The following is a 17,416-nucleotide window of genomic DNA, read 5'->3' as shown; positions in this document are numbered from 1 at the left end:
GAACTCAGAAGTGAAACGCGGTAGCGCCGATGGTAGTGTGGCATTCGCCATGCGAGAGTAGGACACTGCCAGGCTCCTAATTACGGTCACAGCGATGTGATTGGCCACAAATGCAGAGGCATTTGACTGGTAGCAAGACCCTGAAAGCCCGCTCTCACGAGCGGGCTTTTTTCATGCCTGAAATTCCGGAAGGAATAGATCCTCCATGTTACCTTCTGCTTACTTCCTCTTTTCAAATCATATGTTTACTGGCCGGACATCTAGCGTTAGCACGCAATAGGCTTGTATCTGTCATATAACTCGGTAGAGTGAAGAGATGTGATGTTCGCCTGCTTTTCTGCAGATGGTTTTTCGTATCAGGCGTAACCTGCCCCCCGCTTTTATCAACCTTGAGTCAGTGGTATCGATATGGAACAAGTAAATAAATCTACTTTTAGCGATGTATTGGAATACGTGCGTATGTCTCGTCGTCAGAACAAGCTCAAACGCGAGATCACCGATAACGAGAAAAAAATCCGTGATAACCAGAAGCGAGTACTGTTGCTCGATAACCTAAGTGACTACATCAAGCCGGGCATGAGCATAGATGAAGTTCAGGCCATCATCGCCAACATGCGCACCGACTATGAAGAGCGAGTCGATGACCATATCATCAAGAATGCTGAGCTCTCCAAGGAGCGTAAGGAGCTGAGCTCCAAGCTGAAAGCGATGAGCTCCCAGAAGTAATCCATCCAGGATAGAGATATTGAACACCGGCACATCGCCGGTGTTTTTGCATGAGTACAGCGGGTTAGAACGAGACAATCGACTCCCATTTTGGAGGTCGGCCTGTTACCATCGGCACGAAGCGGTGAATAGTTTTCAAGCCATTGACTTGAAAAGACTAAGCTTGAGTGAAACACAATAAATTGCGTAACCATGGTGGGCAAATATGGGCGCATTACAACGGACGGATCTGGATACAGTGGCACCTCAAGAGTTTCCCGTCCCGCCAGAGGGCGGTCCCAAAAAGCGCAAGCGTCGCTCCTGGTGGCGTTGGCTATTCTGTCTGTTTATCTTGCTCTGCCTGATAGCGGCAGGCCTGCTGATCGCTTACGAGATGAAGACCTCCAAGCTTCAATCACAAGAGATTTCCCGTTATGCGGCCAAGCTGACATATCAGGTCGAGCCAGGGCCGAGCAAACAGATTATCTTCCCGGATGACGGCCCCTTTGATAAACGGTTGGGCTATGTCTTGTTGCCCATGATGCAGGAGCGCTTGCTTCAGCGAGGCTATGAGGTAAGCGCGCAGGTACGCTTCTCCGATGCGCTCTACGACTATGCCAAACGTGGTTTCTTCGTACCATACACCGAGAAGGTACAGGCTGGTCTGACCCTGCATGACTGCCGGGCCGACTCTTTCTACGCGTTCCACTATCCCACTTATTACTACCCCGATTTTGCCGCGATCCCGCCGCTGGTCGTGCAGTCTTTGCTGTTCATCGAGAACCGCGATCTGCTGAGTAATGAGCAGCCTTTGGCGAATCCCGCTGTCGACTGGCCACGCTTTACCAAGGCGGCCGTCTCCCAGCTTGGCAAGGCGCTGGACATGGAAGGGCAGTCGGCGGGTGGCAGTACCCTGGCAACCCAAGTGGAGAAATACCGGCACTCACCCGATGGTTTGACCGTCTCGCCGACTGAGAAGATCCGTCAGATGATTTCAGCCAGCGTAAGGGCTTATCGATTGGGGCCTGAAACCCTGGAAGCGCGCAAACTGGTCGCCTGGGCCTACCTTAACTCTGTCCCCTTGTCGGCAGCCCCTGGTCATGGCGAGGTGCATGGACTGGGTGATGGTCTCTGGGTATGGTTTGGTGCCGATGTGGCCGAGGTGAATCGCCTGCTCGATCCTGCGCGCAATCAGGATGCCTCCCTGGACGATAAAGGGTTGGCACTGCGCCAGGTGGTCTCCTTGATGATCGCCCACCGTCGTCCCTCCTACTACCTCGCTCAGGGGCGTGATGCCCTGTCCGCGCTCACCGACAGCTATCTGCGTCTCTTTGTGCAAGAGGGCATGATCACCCCGGATCTGATGGCGGCTGGCCTTAAGGCCAAGATCAAATACCGGGATTTCTTGCAGTCACCTGCTATTACCAAGGTCAATAACAACAAGGGGTTGCAGGTTGCTCGCACTCGTTTGAGCCGCCAGCTAGGGGTGCAGTTGTACGATCTGGATCGCATGGATTTGACCGCCGAGACCAGCCTCAATATGCCGCTGCAAAAAGAGATCACTGGCTACCTGCATCAGTTGGCCGATCCCGTCTTTGCCGAGAAAGTCGGTTTATTTGGTGAGCGGTTACTCTCGCCGGAGAAGACGGGGGATGTGCGTTACAGCTTTACCCTGTTCGAGAAATCCCAGGATGGCTTCAAGGTTCGGGTACAGACCGACAACACGGATCAACCCTTCGACATCAACGAGGGCAGCAAGCTGGAGCTGGGATCTACCGCCAAGTTGCGGGTGCTGACGACTTATCTGCAGATCGTCGCCGAACTGCATGACAACTATGTGGATATGCCGGCTGAGAACCTGCGCAAGCTGGATCTCTCCCCCCAGGACAACATCAGCCGCTGGGCAGTCTCCTATCTGGCCTCGGCCAAGGACAAGAGCCTGTCCACCATGCTGGAGGTGGCACTGGATCGCAAATATTCGGCCAGCCCCTATGAAGGCTTCTTCACGGGCGGCGGCATGCACACCTTCAACAACTTCAACAAGTACGATAACAATCGCAATCCGTCGATCCGTGACGCGCTGCGCGAGTCCCTCAACCTGCCATTCGTGCGTCTGATGCGTGATCTGGTGCGCTATACCCTCTACAAGGAAGGTAACCGCAATCAGCTGCTCAAGGATGACAAGGATCCGCGCCGCACCGAGTATCTGACCCGGTTTGCCGATAAGGAGGGGCAGACCTATTTGCTGCGCTTCTGGCGCAAATACAATGGCAAGACCCCGACCGAGCAGATCGATACCTTCCTCGATGGGCTCAAACCGAGTGCGAGTCGTTTGGCGGCGGTGCATCGCTATCTCTACCCCGATGCGGATTTACCGACCTTCACCGCCTTCCTGGATGCGCGTCTGCCCAAGGTGCTGCGTAATCAGTTGAGTGAAAAGCGTATCAGCCAGCTCTATGACTCTTATGGTCCAGGTAAGTATTCACTACCGGATCAGGGCTATATCGCGCGGGTACACCCTCTCGAACTGTGGCTGGTCTCCTATCTCAAGGCCTATGAGAAGGCGACGTTCGCCGATGCGGTGCTGGCGAGTCGGGACGAACGTCAGGAGGTCTATAGCTGGTTGTTCAAGACCCGCCATCGCAGTGCCCGCGATACCCGGGTTCGTACCATGCTGGAGGTGGAGGCCTTCCTCGACATTCATCAGCGCTGGGCCAAGGTGGGCTATCCGTTCGATCACCTGGTGCCCTCTCTGGCCACCGCCCTGGGCAGCTCGGGCGACCGGCCAGCGGCCCTGGCGGAGCTGATGGGCATCATTCAGAACGATGGTATCCGGGCACCGACCTTACGCATCGACCACCTGTCGTTTGCCAAGGGCACGCCGTTCGAGACCGAATTTGAGCCACTCCATACCCAGGGTGAGCGGGTGCTACCCTCCGAGGTGGCGACAGCCCTGCGGGGTGCGCTCTCCAAAGTGGTGGAAGGCGGCACGGCGCGGCGCATCTCTGGCGCCTTTACCCTGGCCGACGGCACAGTGCTGACCATGGGTGGCAAGACGGGGACAGGGGACAACAGGCTCGAAACCGTGGGACGCTACGGCAATGTCACCAGCTCCCTGGCTCGTAACCGCACGGCTACCTTCGTGTTTTTCATCGGCGATGATCACTTCGGAACCCTGACCGCCTATGTACCTGGCAGTCAGTCAGACAAGTTCCGCTTCACGTCGGCGCTGCCAGTGCAGGTGCTCAAGGGCATGGCACCCTTGCTCACTCCTTATCTGGTGCCTGGGACCCAGACCCAGTGTCTGGCACCGGTTGCGGGTTGAGAACAAGAGAATGCCAGATACGAAAACGGGGCCTGATGGCCCCGTTTTTATGGCGATATCCGCCCAGCACTTCCCTTACAACTGGTCTTCTATCTCGCCACGCAGATACTGGTAGATCTCGCGAAACGCCGCGGGCGGCTTGTTATGCTCGCGCTCTTTCTTGGCGTTGCGGATCAACTGGCGCAGCTTCTGGCGATCCAGTTCATGGAACTGGGACATCAGTTCATTGAGTGCCTCGTCCCCTTCGACAATCAAGCGCTCGCGCCACTGCTCCAGGCGGTGCAGGCGAGCATTGATGGTGGAGTGGCGATTCTTGAAGATCGACAGTGCTTCGGTGATGGGCGCTATGTCGCGACTGCGCATCAGTTTACCGATGAACTGCAGGTGACGGCGGTAGGACTCATCCTTCTTGGGCTTGAGTTTACGACCCAGCTCGATGGCTTCCGCCAGCTCTTCGTCCAGTGTGATACGTTCCAGCTCACTGTGGCTGAGATCGACGAGATCATCACCCATCTGCTGCAGTATCTCGGCCTCACGCTTCAACTGGCTCTTGCTGGGGCCCCAGTCATCCAACTCTTGCTCATCGTTAAAGTGGCTCATTATTCTTCATATCCTGTCATTCGCGTTTGGTCGATATGTTACCAGTTTCTCCCGCTGGGCGCAGGGGTCTGATATGCTTAGCCCCCTTCCTTTCTTCACGCAGACTTGAGTTATGACGCAGCAAGACGAAATCCGCCAGGATCAGGCGCAACTGGAGGCCGTGGTGGCCGAGGCGCTTGAGATTGCCAAAGGGCTGGGCGCCTCCTTGGCGGAGGTCTCTATCAGCAAGCAGACCGGTTTGTCGGTCAATACCCGCGGCTGCGAGCTGGAAAGCATCGAATTCAACAAGGATGGGGCGCTGGGCATCGCCGTCTACCGTAACGGTTGCAAGGGATCCTCATCGACCACGGATCTGAGCCAGTCCGCGATTCGTGCCGCCGTCGAAGCGGCCATCGAGATTGCCCGCCACACCTCGGCCGATGATTGTGCCGGCCTGGCCGATCCCGAGCTGCTCGCCTGGGATGCCCCGGACTTGCAGCTCTGTCACCCCATAGAACTGGATCCCCAGCGTGGCATCGCATTGGCTATCGAGTGCGAGCGGCTCTCCCTGAATCGAGACAGCCGGATCAAGCACTCCGATGGTGCCGGTTTCTCCAGCCACCTCGGCATCAAGGTCTATGGCAACAGTCACGGTTTTGTGAAGGGCTATGCGGCTTCGCGTAACTCTCTGAGCTGCATGCTGATCGGGGAGCAGGATGGCGACATGCAGCGTGATTATGGTTACTCCTCCAGCCGTGACCTTGCCGGGCTCTGGAGCCCGCAACGCATCGCCGATGAGGCCGTAGAGCGTACTCTAGCCCGCCTTGGTGCCCGCAAGATAACGACCCGCCATGCTCCTGTGCTCTTCCACCCCGATACCGCAGCCGGTCTGTGGGGGCATCTGGTGATGGCCATCAGCGGCGGCAATCTCTACCGCAAGTCGAGCTTCCTGCAAGGTCGACTGGGTGAACAGATCCTGCCTGCCTGGCTCAGGATCCAGGAGTTCCCCCATCTGCTGGGGGGCTTGGCCAGTTCGCCCTTCGATGGTGAGGGGGTGCGTACCCAGGATCGCGACATCATCCGCGATGGCAGCCTGATGAGCTGGCTGCTCACCTCCTACTCGGCGCGCAAGCTGGGGCTGACCACCACGGGCCACGCCGGTGGCATTCACAACTGGCAGGTGTCAAACACGGGTCAGGATTTCCAGAGCTTGCTCAAGGAGATGGGCACGGGTCTGCTGGTGACCGAGCTGATGGGGCAGGGGGTCAATATCGTCAATGGCGACTACTCCCGTGGCGCGGCTGGGTTCTGGGTCGAGAATGGCGAGATAGCCTACCCGGTCGAGGAGATCACCATCGCGGGCAACCTCAATGACATGTACCGCCAGATAGTGGCAGTCGGTACCGACGAAGATGAACGCTCCAGCCTCAAGACCGGCTCTGTGCTGATCGAGAACATGAAGCTGGCCGGCCACTGAGTCTTTGCCAGCCAAGACAATATAAAAAGGCCCCCTCGCCTGGCGAGGGGGCCTTTTTTATTGGCCAGCATGGGTTTTAGCCGGCGATGCGCTCGATGCGACCACCCAGGGCTTGCAGCTTGTGCTCTATGTCTTCATAGCCACGGTCGATGTGATAGATGCGCTCGACTATGGTGGTGCCTTCGGCGACGAAGCCAGCCAGAACCAGGCTGGCGGAGGCGCGCAGATCGGTGGCCATGACCTGGGCACCCTTGAGCTGCTCGGTGTCACGGCAGATGGCAACGTTACCCTGCAACTCGATATCCGCGCCCATCCGCACCAGCTCGGGCACGTGCATGAAACGGTTCTCGAAGATGGTCTCGGTGACCATGCCGGTGCCCTTGGCGACGGCGTTCAACACGGTAAACTGGGCCTGCATGTCGGTCGGGAAGGCCGGGTAGGGAGCCGTCTTGATGGTGACCGGCTTGAGGGTGCGGCCTGTCATGTCGAGGCTGATCCAGTCTGGGCCCTTCTCGATGAGTGCGCCAGCCTCTTCCAGCTTGACCAGCACAGCTTCCAGCAGGGAGGGGTCCGTCTTGCGGCAGACAACTTTGCCACCGGTGACGGCGGCACCGACCAGGAAGGTACCGGTTTCGATGCGATCCGGCTGGACGCTGTAGGCGCCACCGTGCAGCTTCTCGACCCCGTCGATAGTCAGGGTATCTGTGCCTGCACCCTGTACCTTGGCGCCGAGGGTGTTGAGGAAGTTGGCGAGATCGACCACTTCCGGCTCACGGGCGGCGTTCTCGATCACGGTGCGGCCATCGGCCAGGGCCGCGGCCATCATCAGGTTCTCGGTGCCGGTGACGGAGATCATGTCCATCAGTATGTGGGCACCCTTGAGGCGACCATCGACACGGGCCTTGATGTAACCATCTTCGATGGTGATCTTGGCACCCATCAGCTCCAGGCCATGCACATGCAGGTTGACCGGACGGGCTCCAATGGCGCAACCGCCAGGCAGGGAGACGTCTGCGGCACCGAAGCGGGCGGCCAGGGGGCCGAGGGCCAGTATGGAGGCGCGCATGGTCTTGACCAGCTCATAGGGGGCGACGTGGTTGTTGACGGCACCGGTCAGTACGGTCACGTTACCGTTGACCTTGGTGCTGGCACCCAGCATCTCCAGCAGCTTGAGGGTGGTGCCGACATCTTTGAGGCGAGGCACGTTGGAGAGCTGGATCTCTTCGTCACACAACAAGGTGGCGAACAGGATCGGCAGGGCGGCGTTTTTGGCGCCGGAGATGGTCACTTCGCCGTTGAGAGTACAACGACCATCGATCTTGAATTTGTCCATGTTACTTAAATACCAAATCAGGAGGGCAGGATAAATTTGCGTTCACGGGCCCACTCGGTAGGCGTAAAGGCCTTGATGGAGAGGGCATGAATGGCGTTGGTGGCGATCTTGTCCATCAGCGGGGCGTAGATGGCCTGCTGCTTCTTGACCCGGCTCATGCCGTCGAACATGTCGCCGACGGCGATCACCTGGTAGTGACTGCCATCCCCTTTGACGTGCACTTCGGACAGGGGCAATGCCTCTAGGAGTAGTGCTTCAATTTCAGAGACTTGCATTATGCGTCCTCGGTTTGTTGGGCAATGGGTTGGAAAAGAGCGACGACCCCGTACAGGGTCGCCAGAGTATAGATGTCGGCGGTGGCATTGATCAGCTGTGGTTGGGCGCCCCGGGCCAGTGCGGCCTTGGCCCACTTGACCAGCAGCGCCAGCCCGGCGGAGTCGAGTCGCTCGACCTGGCTGAGGTCCAGACTGTCTTGCTGCCACCACTGATCGCGGCTCTGCCACAGAGTGATGACCTGCTCGGATTGCAGGTCGGCACCGAATGTCATGACTTGAGTACCAGCGGCTTGGCGTTGTGGGCCTGCAGCTGGGCAATCACGGCGTCTATGCCGTTCTGGCGGATCAGGCCACCGAGCTCGCTCTGCTTGGCGGAGAGCAGGCTGATACCTTCGGCCACCATGTCAAACGCCTTCCACTCACCGGTCTTGTTGTTCTTGCGCAGCTTGAATTCGAGGAAGAGATCGGGCTTGCCGCTCTCCTTGACGCTGACGCTGACCGCCGTGATGTTACCGGTCGCGGGCTTGCCCGGTTCAACCTTGACCACCTGCTTGTCAAAATGGGCAAGGGCATCGGCATAGGAGCTCACCATGTATTCGGTGAACACCTGCACGAAGGCATCACGCTGGGCCGGGGTGGTCTCTTTGATCTGGTTGCCGAGCACCTTGTAGGCAGCAAAGCGGGTGTCGATGTAGGGCAGCAGCTCTTCGCGGATGATGACTCTCAGGTGATCCGGATCCTGCTTGATTTGTGCCTGATCGGCCTTCAAGCGGGCGAACGTCTGCTTGGCTGCGGTATCGACCAGAGCATAGGGGTCGCTCGGATAGCTCTCGGCCTGGGCCACCAAGGAGAACAATATGCTGGTCATCAGCCCGATCAGCAGGGTCATTTTCTTCAACATGGTTACTCCTTCTTGGTGTCGTCTTTGCTGTCGGAAGATTGGCTATACAAGAACTTGCCAATCAGATCCTCGAGCACTATGGCGGACTTGGTGTCTTCTATGGTGTCACCATTCTTGAGCATGCCTGTCCCCATCTCCTCGTCGGAGAAACCGGGTGCCAGGCCGATATATTGCTCGCCGAGCAGGCCAGAGGTCAGGATGGAGAGGCTGCTGGTTTCGGAGAACTCTCCGGCACTCTTTTGCATCTCCAGGGTGACAACGGGCACCTGGGTTTTGCTGTCCAGGCTGATGTCACTGACTCGACCGACTACCACGCCGCCCACCTTGATCGGCGAGCGCACTTTCAGGCCGCCGATATTATCGAAATGGGCGCGCAGGGTATAGGTTTCTCCCTCAGGTTTAAAGCTCAAACCGGCGACTTGCAATGCCAACGCCAGAATGGCCGCGATGCCGGCCAGCATGAAGGCGCCAACCAGGAATTCTACTTTGCTGAACTTCATCTTTACCTTATCCAAACATGATTGCGGTGAGTATAAAATCCAGGCCGAGCACGGCCAGGGAGGAGTTGACCACGGTGCGGGTCGTGGCCTGGCTTATCCCAGCCGAGGTGGGTTTGGCATCATAACCGTTAAAGAGCGCAATCCAGGTGACAACCAGGGCGAAGATCACGCTCTTGATGGCGCCCTGCATGATGTCGTCCTGCCAGTCTACCGCGGCCTGCATGGCGGACCAGAAGCCGCCCTCATCGACACCGAGCCAGTCTACCCCGACCAATTTGCCACCCATGATGCCAATCAGGCTGAACATGAAGGCCAGCAGCGGCATGCTGATGACGCCAGCCCAGAAACGGGGGGCGACCACGCGGCGCAGGGGATCTACCGCCATCATCTCGAGGCTGGAGAGCTGCTCGGTCGCCTTCATCAAACCTATCTCGGCGGTGAGTGCTGAACCGGCCCGGCCTGCGAACAGCAGCGCCGTGACCACAGGACCCAGCTCACGGAGCAGGGAGAGGGAGACCAGCGGCCCCAGGCTGCCTTCTGCACCGAAGTCTTTCAGTACGTTGTAACCCTGCAGCGAGAGCACCATGCCGATGAAGAGGCCGGAGACCAGGATGATGGCGACCGACTGCACCCCCACCACATAGAGCTGCTGGATGAGCAGCGGGAAGTGCTTGCGCGGTTGCGGGCGACCGGCCAGGGCGTGAAACAGCATTATGGTCGCCCGTCCCATGGCGGTCAGAGACTGGATCCCGGCTCGCCCCAACTGGGTTATTTGACTTATCAACATCATAGATCCTGTAGCAGTTCGCCAGCCGGGAAATGAAATGGAACCGGACCATCGGGCAGCCCTTGCAGGAACTGTTCGACCTCGGGATTGCGATCCTCCCGCAACTGCTGGGGTGTGCCCTGGGCCACGACCTTGCGATTGGCGATGATATAGGCGTAATCGGCGATGCCCATCACCTCGGTGACATCATGGGTGACGATGACGGAGGTAATGCCAAGGGCATCGTTGAGCTCGCGAATAAGTTTTACCAGCACCCCCATGGTGATGGGATCCTGGCCGACGAAGGGCTCATCGAACATGATGAGGTCCGGATCCAGGGCGATGGCCCTTGCCAGGGCCGCGCGTCTGGCCATGCCCCCCGAGAGCTGGGAGGGCATCAGGGATGCCGCGCCGCGCAGACCGACGGCTTCCAGCTTCATCATGACGATGGTGTGGATCAGCGCCTCGGGCAAGCCGGAGTGCTCACGCAGGGGGAAGGCTACATTGTCGAACACCGTCATGCCGGTGAAGAGGGCACCACTCTGGAACAGCATGCTCATCCGCTTGCGCAGGGTATAGAGTCGGCCGCGCGACAGGCTGGGCACGTCCTCACCGTCAAACAGTATGGTGCCAGCATCGGGTTTGAGTTGACCGCCTATCAGCCGCAGCAGCGTGGTCTTGCCGATCCCGCTTGGCCCCATCACGGCGGTCACCTTGCCACGGGGGATGGTGAGGCTGATGTTGTCGTAGAGCAGGCGATCGCCGTGACTGAAGCTGAGATCGGAGATGGTGATCAGATCGTTGTTCAAACAATTGTCCATCGGGTGCAAATGAAGAGCGAATTTTATGGGCTAGTCTAGGTCTAAGCAACAACAAGGCACAACTATTGAGCAGGCCCGTCCCCTCTGTCGGCGACAGTTTCCGGCCTTTCGCCCCCCATCATGCTCACCAGAAACCATCAGATTCGCTTATCTGGACAGACTTTTTTATAATCCCGCAGCTAATTTCGGCCCGGAGCTCTCCCCATATGTCTATCAAGCCTGAAAACCTGTCTGAAATGTTCGATTTTCGTCGCAGTGCCAAAGCGGTGCTGGACATAGAGAAACAAGCCATCGAGGGCTTGCATCAGTATCTGGACGAGACCTTTGTTCGTGCCTGCCAGCTGATGCTGGGCTGCGGGGGCAAGATAGTCATCACTGGCATGGGCAAGTCCGGCCACATCGGCAACAAGATTGCCGCTACCCTGGCCAGTACGGGTACCCCGGCCTTTTTCCTGCATCCTGGCGAAGCCAGTCATGGGGACCTTGGCATGATCTCGGCAGGGGATCTCATCATTGCCATCTCCAACTCCGGGGAGAGCGACGAGATCCTGGCCCTGCTGCCGGTACTCAAGCGCCGGGGCATACCGCTCATCTGCATGACCGGCAATCCAGCCTCGACCATGGCCAAAGAGGCGAATGTGCACCTCTGTGTCAGGGTCGAACAAGAGGCCTGCCCCCTGGGACTGGCCCCGACCTCCAGCACCACGGCTACCTTAGTCATGGGAGATGCTCTGGCGGTGGCTCTGCTGGAAGCCCGTGGCTTCACCGCCGATGACTTCGCGCTCTCCCATCCGGGGGGATCCCTGGGCAAGCGCCTGTTGCTGCGGGTTGGCGATCTGATGCATGCCGGAGATCTGTTGCCCCGGGTAGGGATAGATGCCACCATCAGCCAGGCTCTGCTGGAAGTCAGCAGCAAGGGGCTCGGCATGACGGCCGTGGTCGATGGCGACGGCCTGTTGGCCGGCCTGTTTACCGATGGTGACCTGCGCCGCATCCTGGATCTGCGGGTCGATATTCACAGCACGCCTATCGCGCAGGTGATGACGGCCAACTGTGTTACCGTAAGACCAGAGATGATGGCCGCCGAGGCGGTAAAGCTGATGGAAACGAAAAAAATCAATGGCTTGTTGGTAGTTGATGCGGACAAACGACCGCTCGGTGCCTTCAACATGCACGATCTGCTTAAGGCGGGAGTGATTTGATGCAACAGATTGCAACGCCCTATGGCCCAGTGACGGCAGCCCAGTATGAGAAGGCTGCCCGTATACGCCTGCTGGTGTGCGACGTGGACGGCGTACTCTCCAATGGCCTCATCTATATGGGCAACGATGGCGAAGAGCTCAAGACCTTCTGCACCCGGGACGGGGCAGGCATGAAGGCCTTGATGAAGGCGGGGATTGAGATTGCCATCATCACCGGCCGCAACTCGCGCATCGTCAGCAACCGGATGGCGAGTCTGGGGGTCAAGCATCTGGTACAGGGGGCGGACACCAAGCGGCCTCACTTTGAGGCGCTATTGGCCAAACTGGGCCTGGAGGCCAACCAGGCCGCTTATATGGGGGATGACACCATAGATCTGCCGGTGATGCAGGCCTGTGGGTTGGGGGTCGCAGTTGCCGATGCTCATCCGCTGGTTGCGGCCCGGGCCGATCTGGTCACCCGTTTGGGTGGCGGCCTGGGGGCGGTACGCGAGTTGTGCGATCTCATCTTGCAGGCTCAGGGCCATGCAGATGAGCTGGCCGAGGTGTCGGCATGATCAATCGCCAGACCTTGCTGTTCGCCGTGCTCTTCCTGGCTGCCCTGGCCATCTGGCAATTGGGAGACGTGACCCTGGCGCCGCCAGCCGCGACCAAGACAGAACATTATCAGCCGGACTTCATCGCCAAGGATCTGGTGACCACCCGCTTCGACGAGACAGGCAAGCGCAGCGAGCGGCTGGAGTCTGTCTATGCCGAGTATTTTCAGCTGCTCGAGCAGGCTACCTTCGACAAGCCCATCGTCTATCTGTTTGATGACAAGGGTCAGGAAGAGTGGAAGGTGACCGCCGAGACGGGAGTGCTCAACACGGACGACAACGTGATACTGCGCGACAAGGTCCATCTCGATGGCCTCTTGCCCACCTCCTTCATCTCCACCCTGGACACACCCTATCTGGAGCTGGACTTGGTGACCCAGGATGTGAGAAGCAATCGGCAGGTCAACATAGTCGCCAAAGAGTTCCAGACCGAGGGCGTGGGCCTGAAGGGTCATCTGGATCGCAAATATTTCGAATTACTGGATCAAGGTCATGCCATCTATTTCAATGAAAAACGTTAATCTGGCCGTCCTGGCACTGCTGCTGTGCGGCGGCGTCAACGCCAAAGAGTCCGACTTCGCCGAGAAGGTGTATGTGGACGCCGTCAAGCAGATCGCCGAGATGCAGGATAATCGCGTCACCTTCAGTGACGATGTGATCATCACCCAGGGCACCATCAAGATTAAGGCCGACAAGGTCGTGGTGATCCGCTCCGGCGAGAAGGGTGCCGAGGTGATGACCGCCTATGGCAAGCCCGCCACCTTCTTCCAGATCCTCGATAACGGCAAGCCGGTCAATGCGCACGGTGACAGCATCCGCTATGAGCTGAAGAACCGCCTGGTGACCATTACCGGCAACGGTGAACTCAAGCAGGAGGACAGCCAGGTCAACGGCGACCTCATTCGCTATGACATCGTCAAGCAGAAGATGATCGCCGAGAGCAAGGGGGAGACCAATCGCGTCAAGACGGTCTTCCTGCCTGATCAGGTTGAGAACTTCGACAAGCCCGCCGACAAGAAGCAGGACAAATAAACCATGGCCGTGTTGAAAGCAGCAGGGCTGCAGAAGAGCTACAAGAAGCGCATGGTGGTCAGTGATGTCAGCCTGGAAGTGGGCACTGGCCAGATCGTGGGTCTGCTCGGCCCGAACGGTGCGGGCAAGACCACCTCTTTTTACATGATCGTCGGCCTGGTGCAGCGCGATGCGGGCCTCATCACCATCGATGAGCAGGACATCAGCCTGCAGCCCATGCATATCCGTGCCCGCAATGGCATCGGTTACTTGCCGCAAGAAGCGTCCATTTTTCGTCGCCTCTCCGTCTATGACAACCTCATGGGGGTCATGCAGACCCGCAAGGGGCTGAGTCGGGAGGAGCGTGAAGACAAGGTTGAGCAACTGCTGGAAGAGTTCAGCATCACCCACATTCGCGACAACCTGGGCCAGAGCCTGTCCGGTGGCGAGCGACGCCGAGTCGAGATAGCCCGTGCCCTGGCCGCCGAACCGCGCTTCATCCTGCTGGATGAGCCCTTTGCCGGGGTAGATCCCATCTCCGTCATCGACATCAAGAAGATCATCCAGCACCTCAAGGAGCGGGGCCTGGGTGTGCTTATCACCGACCACAACGTGCGGGAGACGCTGGACGTGTGCGAGAAGGCCTATATCGTCAGCCATGGCCAGATGATAGCGGAAGGCACTCCCGCCGAGATCCTGGCCGATGAACAGGTCAAGCGTGTCTATTTGGGCGATCAATTCAGTCTATAGTAAGGGGAAATCACCCTTTGCTGCCTGATGACCGCCTCGCTGAATATAAGGATATCCCGACGTAGATGAAGCCGACACTCCAGTTGCGCCTCGGTCAGCAATTGACCATGACGCCACAGTTACAACAAGCGATTCGTCTGCTCCAGCTCTCCTCATTGGAACTTCAGCAGGAGATCCAGCAAGCCCTCGATAACAACCCCCTGCTCGAGCAAGAAGAGGCCGAGCTGCAGGAGACCCATGCCGAGGTCAAGCAAGACGAGAGTCAGCTCGACAGCAGCGAGGCCATGGCGCAGGAACAGATGCCGGACGATCTGCCGGTCGACAGCAGCTGGGATGATGTCTACTCGGCCGGTACTGGCCAGAGTGCGGGGCCCGTCTTTGAGGGGGAAGAGAGCGTCTACCAGGGGGAAACCACCGAAAACCTGCAGGACTACCTGCTGTGGCAGATGCGACTCACCCCCTTTAGCGATGTCGATGCCGCCATCGCCCTGGCCATCATCGATGGCATTGATGAGTCCGGTTACCTGACCAGTCCCTTGGAGGATATCCGGCAGGCGGTGAGCAGCGAAGAGGTTGAGGTAGAGCTCGACGAGGTGGAAGCCGTGCTCAAGCGGGTGCAGCATTTCGATCCCGTGGGCATCGCCGCCCGTTCGGTGCAAGAGTGCCTGCTGATCCAGTTGGGTCAGTTCAGTCCCGATCTGCCCTGGCTGGCCGAGGCGCGGGAGGTGATTGGCGAGCACATGGATTTGCTGGGCAATCGTGACTATCGCACCCTGGCGCGCAAGACCCGCCTCAAGGAGGGGGATCTCAAGGAGGTCATCGACCTTATCCAGCAACTCGAGCCCAGACCCGGCAACAGGGTGGTGCAGAGTGACTCCCAGTATGTGATCCCGGATGTGTCCGTCATCAAGCGTCAGAATCGCTGGGTGGTGGAGCTCAATCCGGATTCGGCACCGCGCATTCGGGTCAACGAAACCTATGCGGCCATGGCCCGCCAGGCGCGCACCAGCCAGGATACCCAGTTCATTCGCTCCCATCTGCAAGATGCAAAATGGTTCATCAAGAGCCTGGAGAGCCGCAATGAGACGCTGCTGAAAGTTGCCACTTGCATCGTGGAGCAGCAGCAGGGGTTCTTTGAATATGGCGAAGAGGCCATGAAACCCATGGTGCTCAACGACATCGCCGAGGCGGTGGAGATGCATGAATCGACTATTTCCCGGGTGACTACCCAGAAGTACATGCATACCCCGCGCGGCATCTTCGAACTGAAGTATTTTTTCTCCAGCCACGTCAATACCGAAGGAGGAGGTGAATGTTCATCGACTGCAATTCGCGCCCTGATCAAGAAGCTGGTGACGGCGGAGAACCCGGCGAAACCGTTAAGTGATAGCAAGATCGCGGATTTGTTGGCCGAACAGGGTATTATGGTGGCACGACGCACGATCGCCAAATACCGTGAATCCTTGTTGATACCACCGTCCAATCAGCGCAAACGCCTGGTTTAGGCAAAACAAAAGGAAGACGTTATGCAAATTAACTTGACCGGACACCACGTAGAGATCACCGAAGCACTACGTGATTATGTGAATAACAAGTTTGCCAGACTCGAGCGTCACTTTGACCAGATCAACAATGTTCACGTGGTGTTGAGCGTAGAAAAACTGAACCAGATTGCCGAAGCCAAGCTACACGTCAGCGGGGGCGAAGTGTTCGCCAACTCACAACATGCAGATATGTATGCTGCGATAGATAGCCTGCTCGACAAACTTGATCGACAGATCATCAAGCACAAAGACAAGCTAAATCAAAAATAACTATGCAACTTGAACACATACTGAGTCGGGACTGCACCAAGAGTGCGGTCCCTTGTACCAGCAAGAAACGCGCCCTGGAAATCATCAGCGAACTGGCCGCCGAGCGGCTGGGAACCTCACGCCAGGCCCTGTTTGAATGTCTGCTTGCCCGTGAAAAGATGGGTAGCACCGGCATAGGTGCCGGGATCGCCATTCCCCACGGTCGTATCGGCGACGAGTTCCCGCCAACGGCCGTCCTGATGACCTTCGCAGAACCCATCCCCTTTGACTCCATCGACAATCAGCCCGTCGATCTGCTGTTTGCGTTGCTGGTGCCGGAGAGCGAGTGCAAGCAGCACCTCAAGACCCTCTCCCTGATGGCATCCAAGCTCGGTGACAAGGCGGTGTGCCGCCAGTTGCGCCAGGCCAGCAGCGATGATGATCTCTACCAGATCATGATCTCCGCCTGATGGGCATCACTCAGCTCTAATCAATCCTTGTTGTGGGAGGGCGCAAGATGCAGCTCATCGTAGTCAGTGGCCGATCCGGGTCGGGCAAGACAGTCGCCCTGCGGGTGCTGGAAGATCTCGGTTATTACTGTGTCGACAACCTGCCGGTCAATTTATTGCCCCAGCTGATCGTGTCGGTACAGAGTCAGTACGACAAGCTGGCGGTCAGCATAGACGTGCGCAATCTGCCCAGCGATCCGGAGCGGCTAGAGACGCTGCTCGCCCAGGTGCGCAACGATGGCCGGGTGCAGTACAGCAGCTTCTTCTTCGATGCCGAGAACAGCACCCTGCTCAAGCGCTATGGCGAGAGTCGCCGTTTGCACCCGCTGTCACGCAAGAGTCTCTCATTGGACGAGGCGATCCGTGAAGAGACCCATCTGCTGGCGCCTATCTCGGCCAGCGCCGACCTGCGCATCGACACCACAAGCCTCAGCATCCATGACCTGAGCGAGCTCATCAAGACCCGGGTGCTCGGCAAGAAAGAGAACGAGCTGGTGCTGGTGTTCGAGTCGTTCGGTTTCAAATATGGCATTCCCAAGGATGCCGACTTCGTGTTCGATGCCCGCTTCCTGCCCAATCCGCACTGGATCCCCGAACTCAAGCCCTTTACCGGCAAGGACGAGCCCGTGGCTCGCTACCTGGCCAGTCAGCCGGACGTGATGCAGTTCACCCTGCAGATAGAGAACATGCTGGCGACCTGGTTGCCAGCTCTGGAGCGCAACAACCGCAGCTACCTCACGGTCGGCATTGGCTGTACCGGTGGCCAGCACAGATCGGTGTTTATCGCCGAACAGCTGGCTCGCACCTTCGAGGGGCTCGGCAAGAACGTGCAGATCCGCCATCGCACCCTGGACAAACGCGATCCGCAACATTGAT

General features: G+C 58.2%; 20 protein-coding genes. 12 read left to right on the top strand and 8 right to left on the bottom strand.

Features of this window, described 5'->3' with window-relative positions:
- Window positions 1-408 precede the first annotated feature (408 nt).
- Together tmaR and BN1130_RS10580 are read left to right on the top strand one after the other, a co-directional pair.
- Window positions 409-726, top strand: coding sequence for a PTS system regulator TmaR (gene tmaR, locus BN1130_RS10585; RefSeq protein ID WP_042041924.1), 318 nt, complete (start codon window positions 409-411; stop codon window positions 724-726).
- Window positions 727-931: 205 nt separating this feature from the next.
- Window positions 932-4,030 carry a transglycosylase domain-containing protein gene (locus BN1130_RS10580; protein WP_042041923.1) on the top strand — a complete coding sequence of 1,033 codons (3,099 nt, stop codon included), beginning with the start codon at window positions 932-934 and terminating at the stop codon, window positions 4,028-4,030.
- 75 nt (window positions 4,031-4,105) lie between these two features.
- On the opposite strand, the gene yjgA is transcribed toward BN1130_RS10580, so the two are convergent.
- On the bottom strand, window positions 4,106-4,630 hold the full coding sequence (gene yjgA / locus BN1130_RS10575) for a ribosome biogenesis factor YjgA (protein WP_042041922.1): 525 nt from the start codon (window positions 4,628-4,630) through the stop codon (window positions 4,106-4,108).
- Between the two features lie 112 nt (window positions 4,631-4,742).
- Here yjgA and pmbA point away from each other — a divergent pair, with 112 nt between their 5' ends.
- A complete protein-coding gene (pmbA, locus tag BN1130_RS10570; RefSeq protein WP_042041921.1) occupies window positions 4,743-6,086 on the top strand; it encodes a metalloprotease PmbA in 1,344 nt (447 codons plus the stop codon).
- 76 nt (window positions 6,087-6,162) lie between these two features.
- Here pmbA and murA read toward each other — a convergent pair whose 3' ends face one another.
- The 7 genes from murA to mlaF are packed head-to-tail and all read right to left on the bottom strand — an operon-like array spanning window position 6,163 to window position 10,682.
- On the bottom strand, window positions 6,163-7,419 hold the full coding sequence (gene murA / locus BN1130_RS10565; RefSeq protein ID WP_042041919.1) for a UDP-N-acetylglucosamine 1-carboxyvinyltransferase: 1,257 nt from the start codon (window positions 7,417-7,419) through the stop codon (window positions 6,163-6,165).
- A 17-nt stretch (window positions 7,420-7,436) separates the two neighbouring features.
- On the bottom strand, window positions 7,437-7,694 hold the full coding sequence (gene ibaG / locus BN1130_RS10560) for a BolA family iron metabolism protein IbaG (protein WP_005891007.1): 258 nt from the start codon (window positions 7,692-7,694) through the stop codon (window positions 7,437-7,439).
- On the bottom strand, window positions 7,694-7,966 hold the full coding sequence (locus tag BN1130_RS10555; RefSeq protein WP_042041917.1) for an STAS domain-containing protein: 273 nt from the start codon (window positions 7,964-7,966) through the stop codon (window positions 7,694-7,696). Before BN1130_RS10555 ends, ibaG begins: the two co-directional genes overlap by 1 nt.
- Complete coding sequence (gene mlaC / locus BN1130_RS10550) at window positions 7,963-8,595, bottom strand: phospholipid-binding protein MlaC (protein ID WP_042041916.1); 633 nt, start codon at window positions 8,593-8,595, stop codon at window positions 7,963-7,965. Before mlaC ends, BN1130_RS10555 begins: the two co-directional genes overlap by 4 nt.
- 2 nt (window positions 8,596-8,597) lie before the next feature.
- Window positions 8,598-9,095, bottom strand: a complete 498-nt coding sequence (gene mlaD, locus BN1130_RS10545) for an outer membrane lipid asymmetry maintenance protein MlaD (protein WP_042041915.1) — start codon at window positions 9,093-9,095, stop codon at window positions 8,598-8,600.
- Between the two features lie 7 nt (window positions 9,096-9,102).
- The gene (gene mlaE, locus BN1130_RS10540; RefSeq protein WP_042041914.1) at window positions 9,103-9,882 is read right to left on the bottom strand and encodes a lipid asymmetry maintenance ABC transporter permease subunit MlaE; all 780 of its coding nucleotides are present in this window, start codon (window positions 9,880-9,882) and stop codon (window positions 9,103-9,105) included.
- Window positions 9,882-10,682, bottom strand: coding sequence for a phospholipid ABC transporter ATP-binding protein MlaF (gene mlaF / locus BN1130_RS10535; protein WP_042041913.1), 801 nt, complete (start codon window positions 10,680-10,682; stop codon window positions 9,882-9,884). Before mlaF ends, mlaE begins: the two co-directional genes overlap by 1 nt.
- A gap of 206 nt (window positions 10,683-10,888) precedes the next feature.
- Here mlaF and BN1130_RS10530 point away from each other — a divergent pair, with 206 nt between their 5' ends.
- The 9 genes from BN1130_RS10530 (at window position 10,889) to rapZ (ending at window position 17,415) form a co-directional block, all read left to right on the top strand.
- Window positions 10,889-11,884, top strand: coding sequence for a KpsF/GutQ family sugar-phosphate isomerase (locus tag BN1130_RS10530; protein WP_042041912.1), 996 nt, complete (start codon window positions 10,889-10,891; stop codon window positions 11,882-11,884).
- A complete protein-coding gene (kdsC, locus tag BN1130_RS10525; RefSeq protein ID WP_042041911.1) occupies window positions 11,884-12,438 on the top strand; it encodes a 3-deoxy-manno-octulosonate-8-phosphatase KdsC in 555 nt (184 codons plus the stop codon). The genes BN1130_RS10530 and kdsC overlap by 1 nt, the downstream gene beginning before the upstream one ends.
- Window positions 12,438-12,998: an LPS export ABC transporter periplasmic protein LptC gene (gene lptC, locus BN1130_RS10520; protein ID WP_042041962.1), complete on the top strand. Its 561-nt coding sequence runs from the start codon at window positions 12,438-12,440 to the stop codon at window positions 12,996-12,998. Before kdsC ends, lptC begins: the two co-directional genes overlap by 1 nt.
- Window positions 12,985-13,509 (top strand): lipopolysaccharide transport periplasmic protein LptA, encoded by a 525-nt coding sequence (gene lptA, locus BN1130_RS10515; protein WP_042041910.1) that lies wholly within the window; start codon window positions 12,985-12,987, stop codon window positions 13,507-13,509. The genes lptC and lptA overlap by 14 nt, the downstream gene beginning before the upstream one ends.
- A 3-nt stretch (window positions 13,510-13,512) precedes the next feature.
- Window positions 13,513-14,238, top strand: a complete 726-nt coding sequence (gene lptB / locus BN1130_RS10510; RefSeq protein ID WP_042041909.1) for an LPS export ABC transporter ATP-binding protein — start codon at window positions 13,513-13,515, stop codon at window positions 14,236-14,238.
- Between the two features lie 65 nt (window positions 14,239-14,303).
- Window positions 14,304-15,743, top strand: coding sequence for an RNA polymerase factor sigma-54 (locus BN1130_RS10505; protein WP_042041908.1), 1,440 nt, complete (start codon window positions 14,304-14,306; stop codon window positions 15,741-15,743).
- A 21-nt stretch (window positions 15,744-15,764) separates the two neighbouring features.
- Window positions 15,765-16,052 carry a ribosome hibernation promoting factor gene (gene hpf, locus BN1130_RS10500; RefSeq protein ID WP_042041907.1) on the top strand — a complete coding sequence of 96 codons (288 nt, stop codon included), beginning with the start codon at window positions 15,765-15,767 and terminating at the stop codon, window positions 16,050-16,052.
- Window positions 16,053-16,054: 2 nt separating this feature from the next.
- Complete coding sequence (gene ptsN, locus BN1130_RS10495) at window positions 16,055-16,501, top strand: PTS IIA-like nitrogen regulatory protein PtsN (protein WP_042041906.1); 447 nt, start codon at window positions 16,055-16,057, stop codon at window positions 16,499-16,501.
- A 47-nt stretch (window positions 16,502-16,548) separates the two neighbouring features.
- Window positions 16,549-17,415, top strand: coding sequence for an RNase adapter RapZ (gene rapZ / locus BN1130_RS10490; protein WP_042041905.1), 867 nt, complete (start codon window positions 16,549-16,551; stop codon window positions 17,413-17,415).
- Window position 17,416 lies beyond the last annotated feature (1 nt).

Source organism: Aeromonas rivuli, from assembly GCF_000820045.1.
Taxonomy (GTDB): Bacteria; Pseudomonadota; Gammaproteobacteria; order Enterobacterales; family Aeromonadaceae; genus Aeromonas; species Aeromonas rivuli.
The sequence above is the reverse complement of the archived record's forward strand: the minus strand, read 5'-3'. Positions and strand labels throughout refer to the sequence as shown.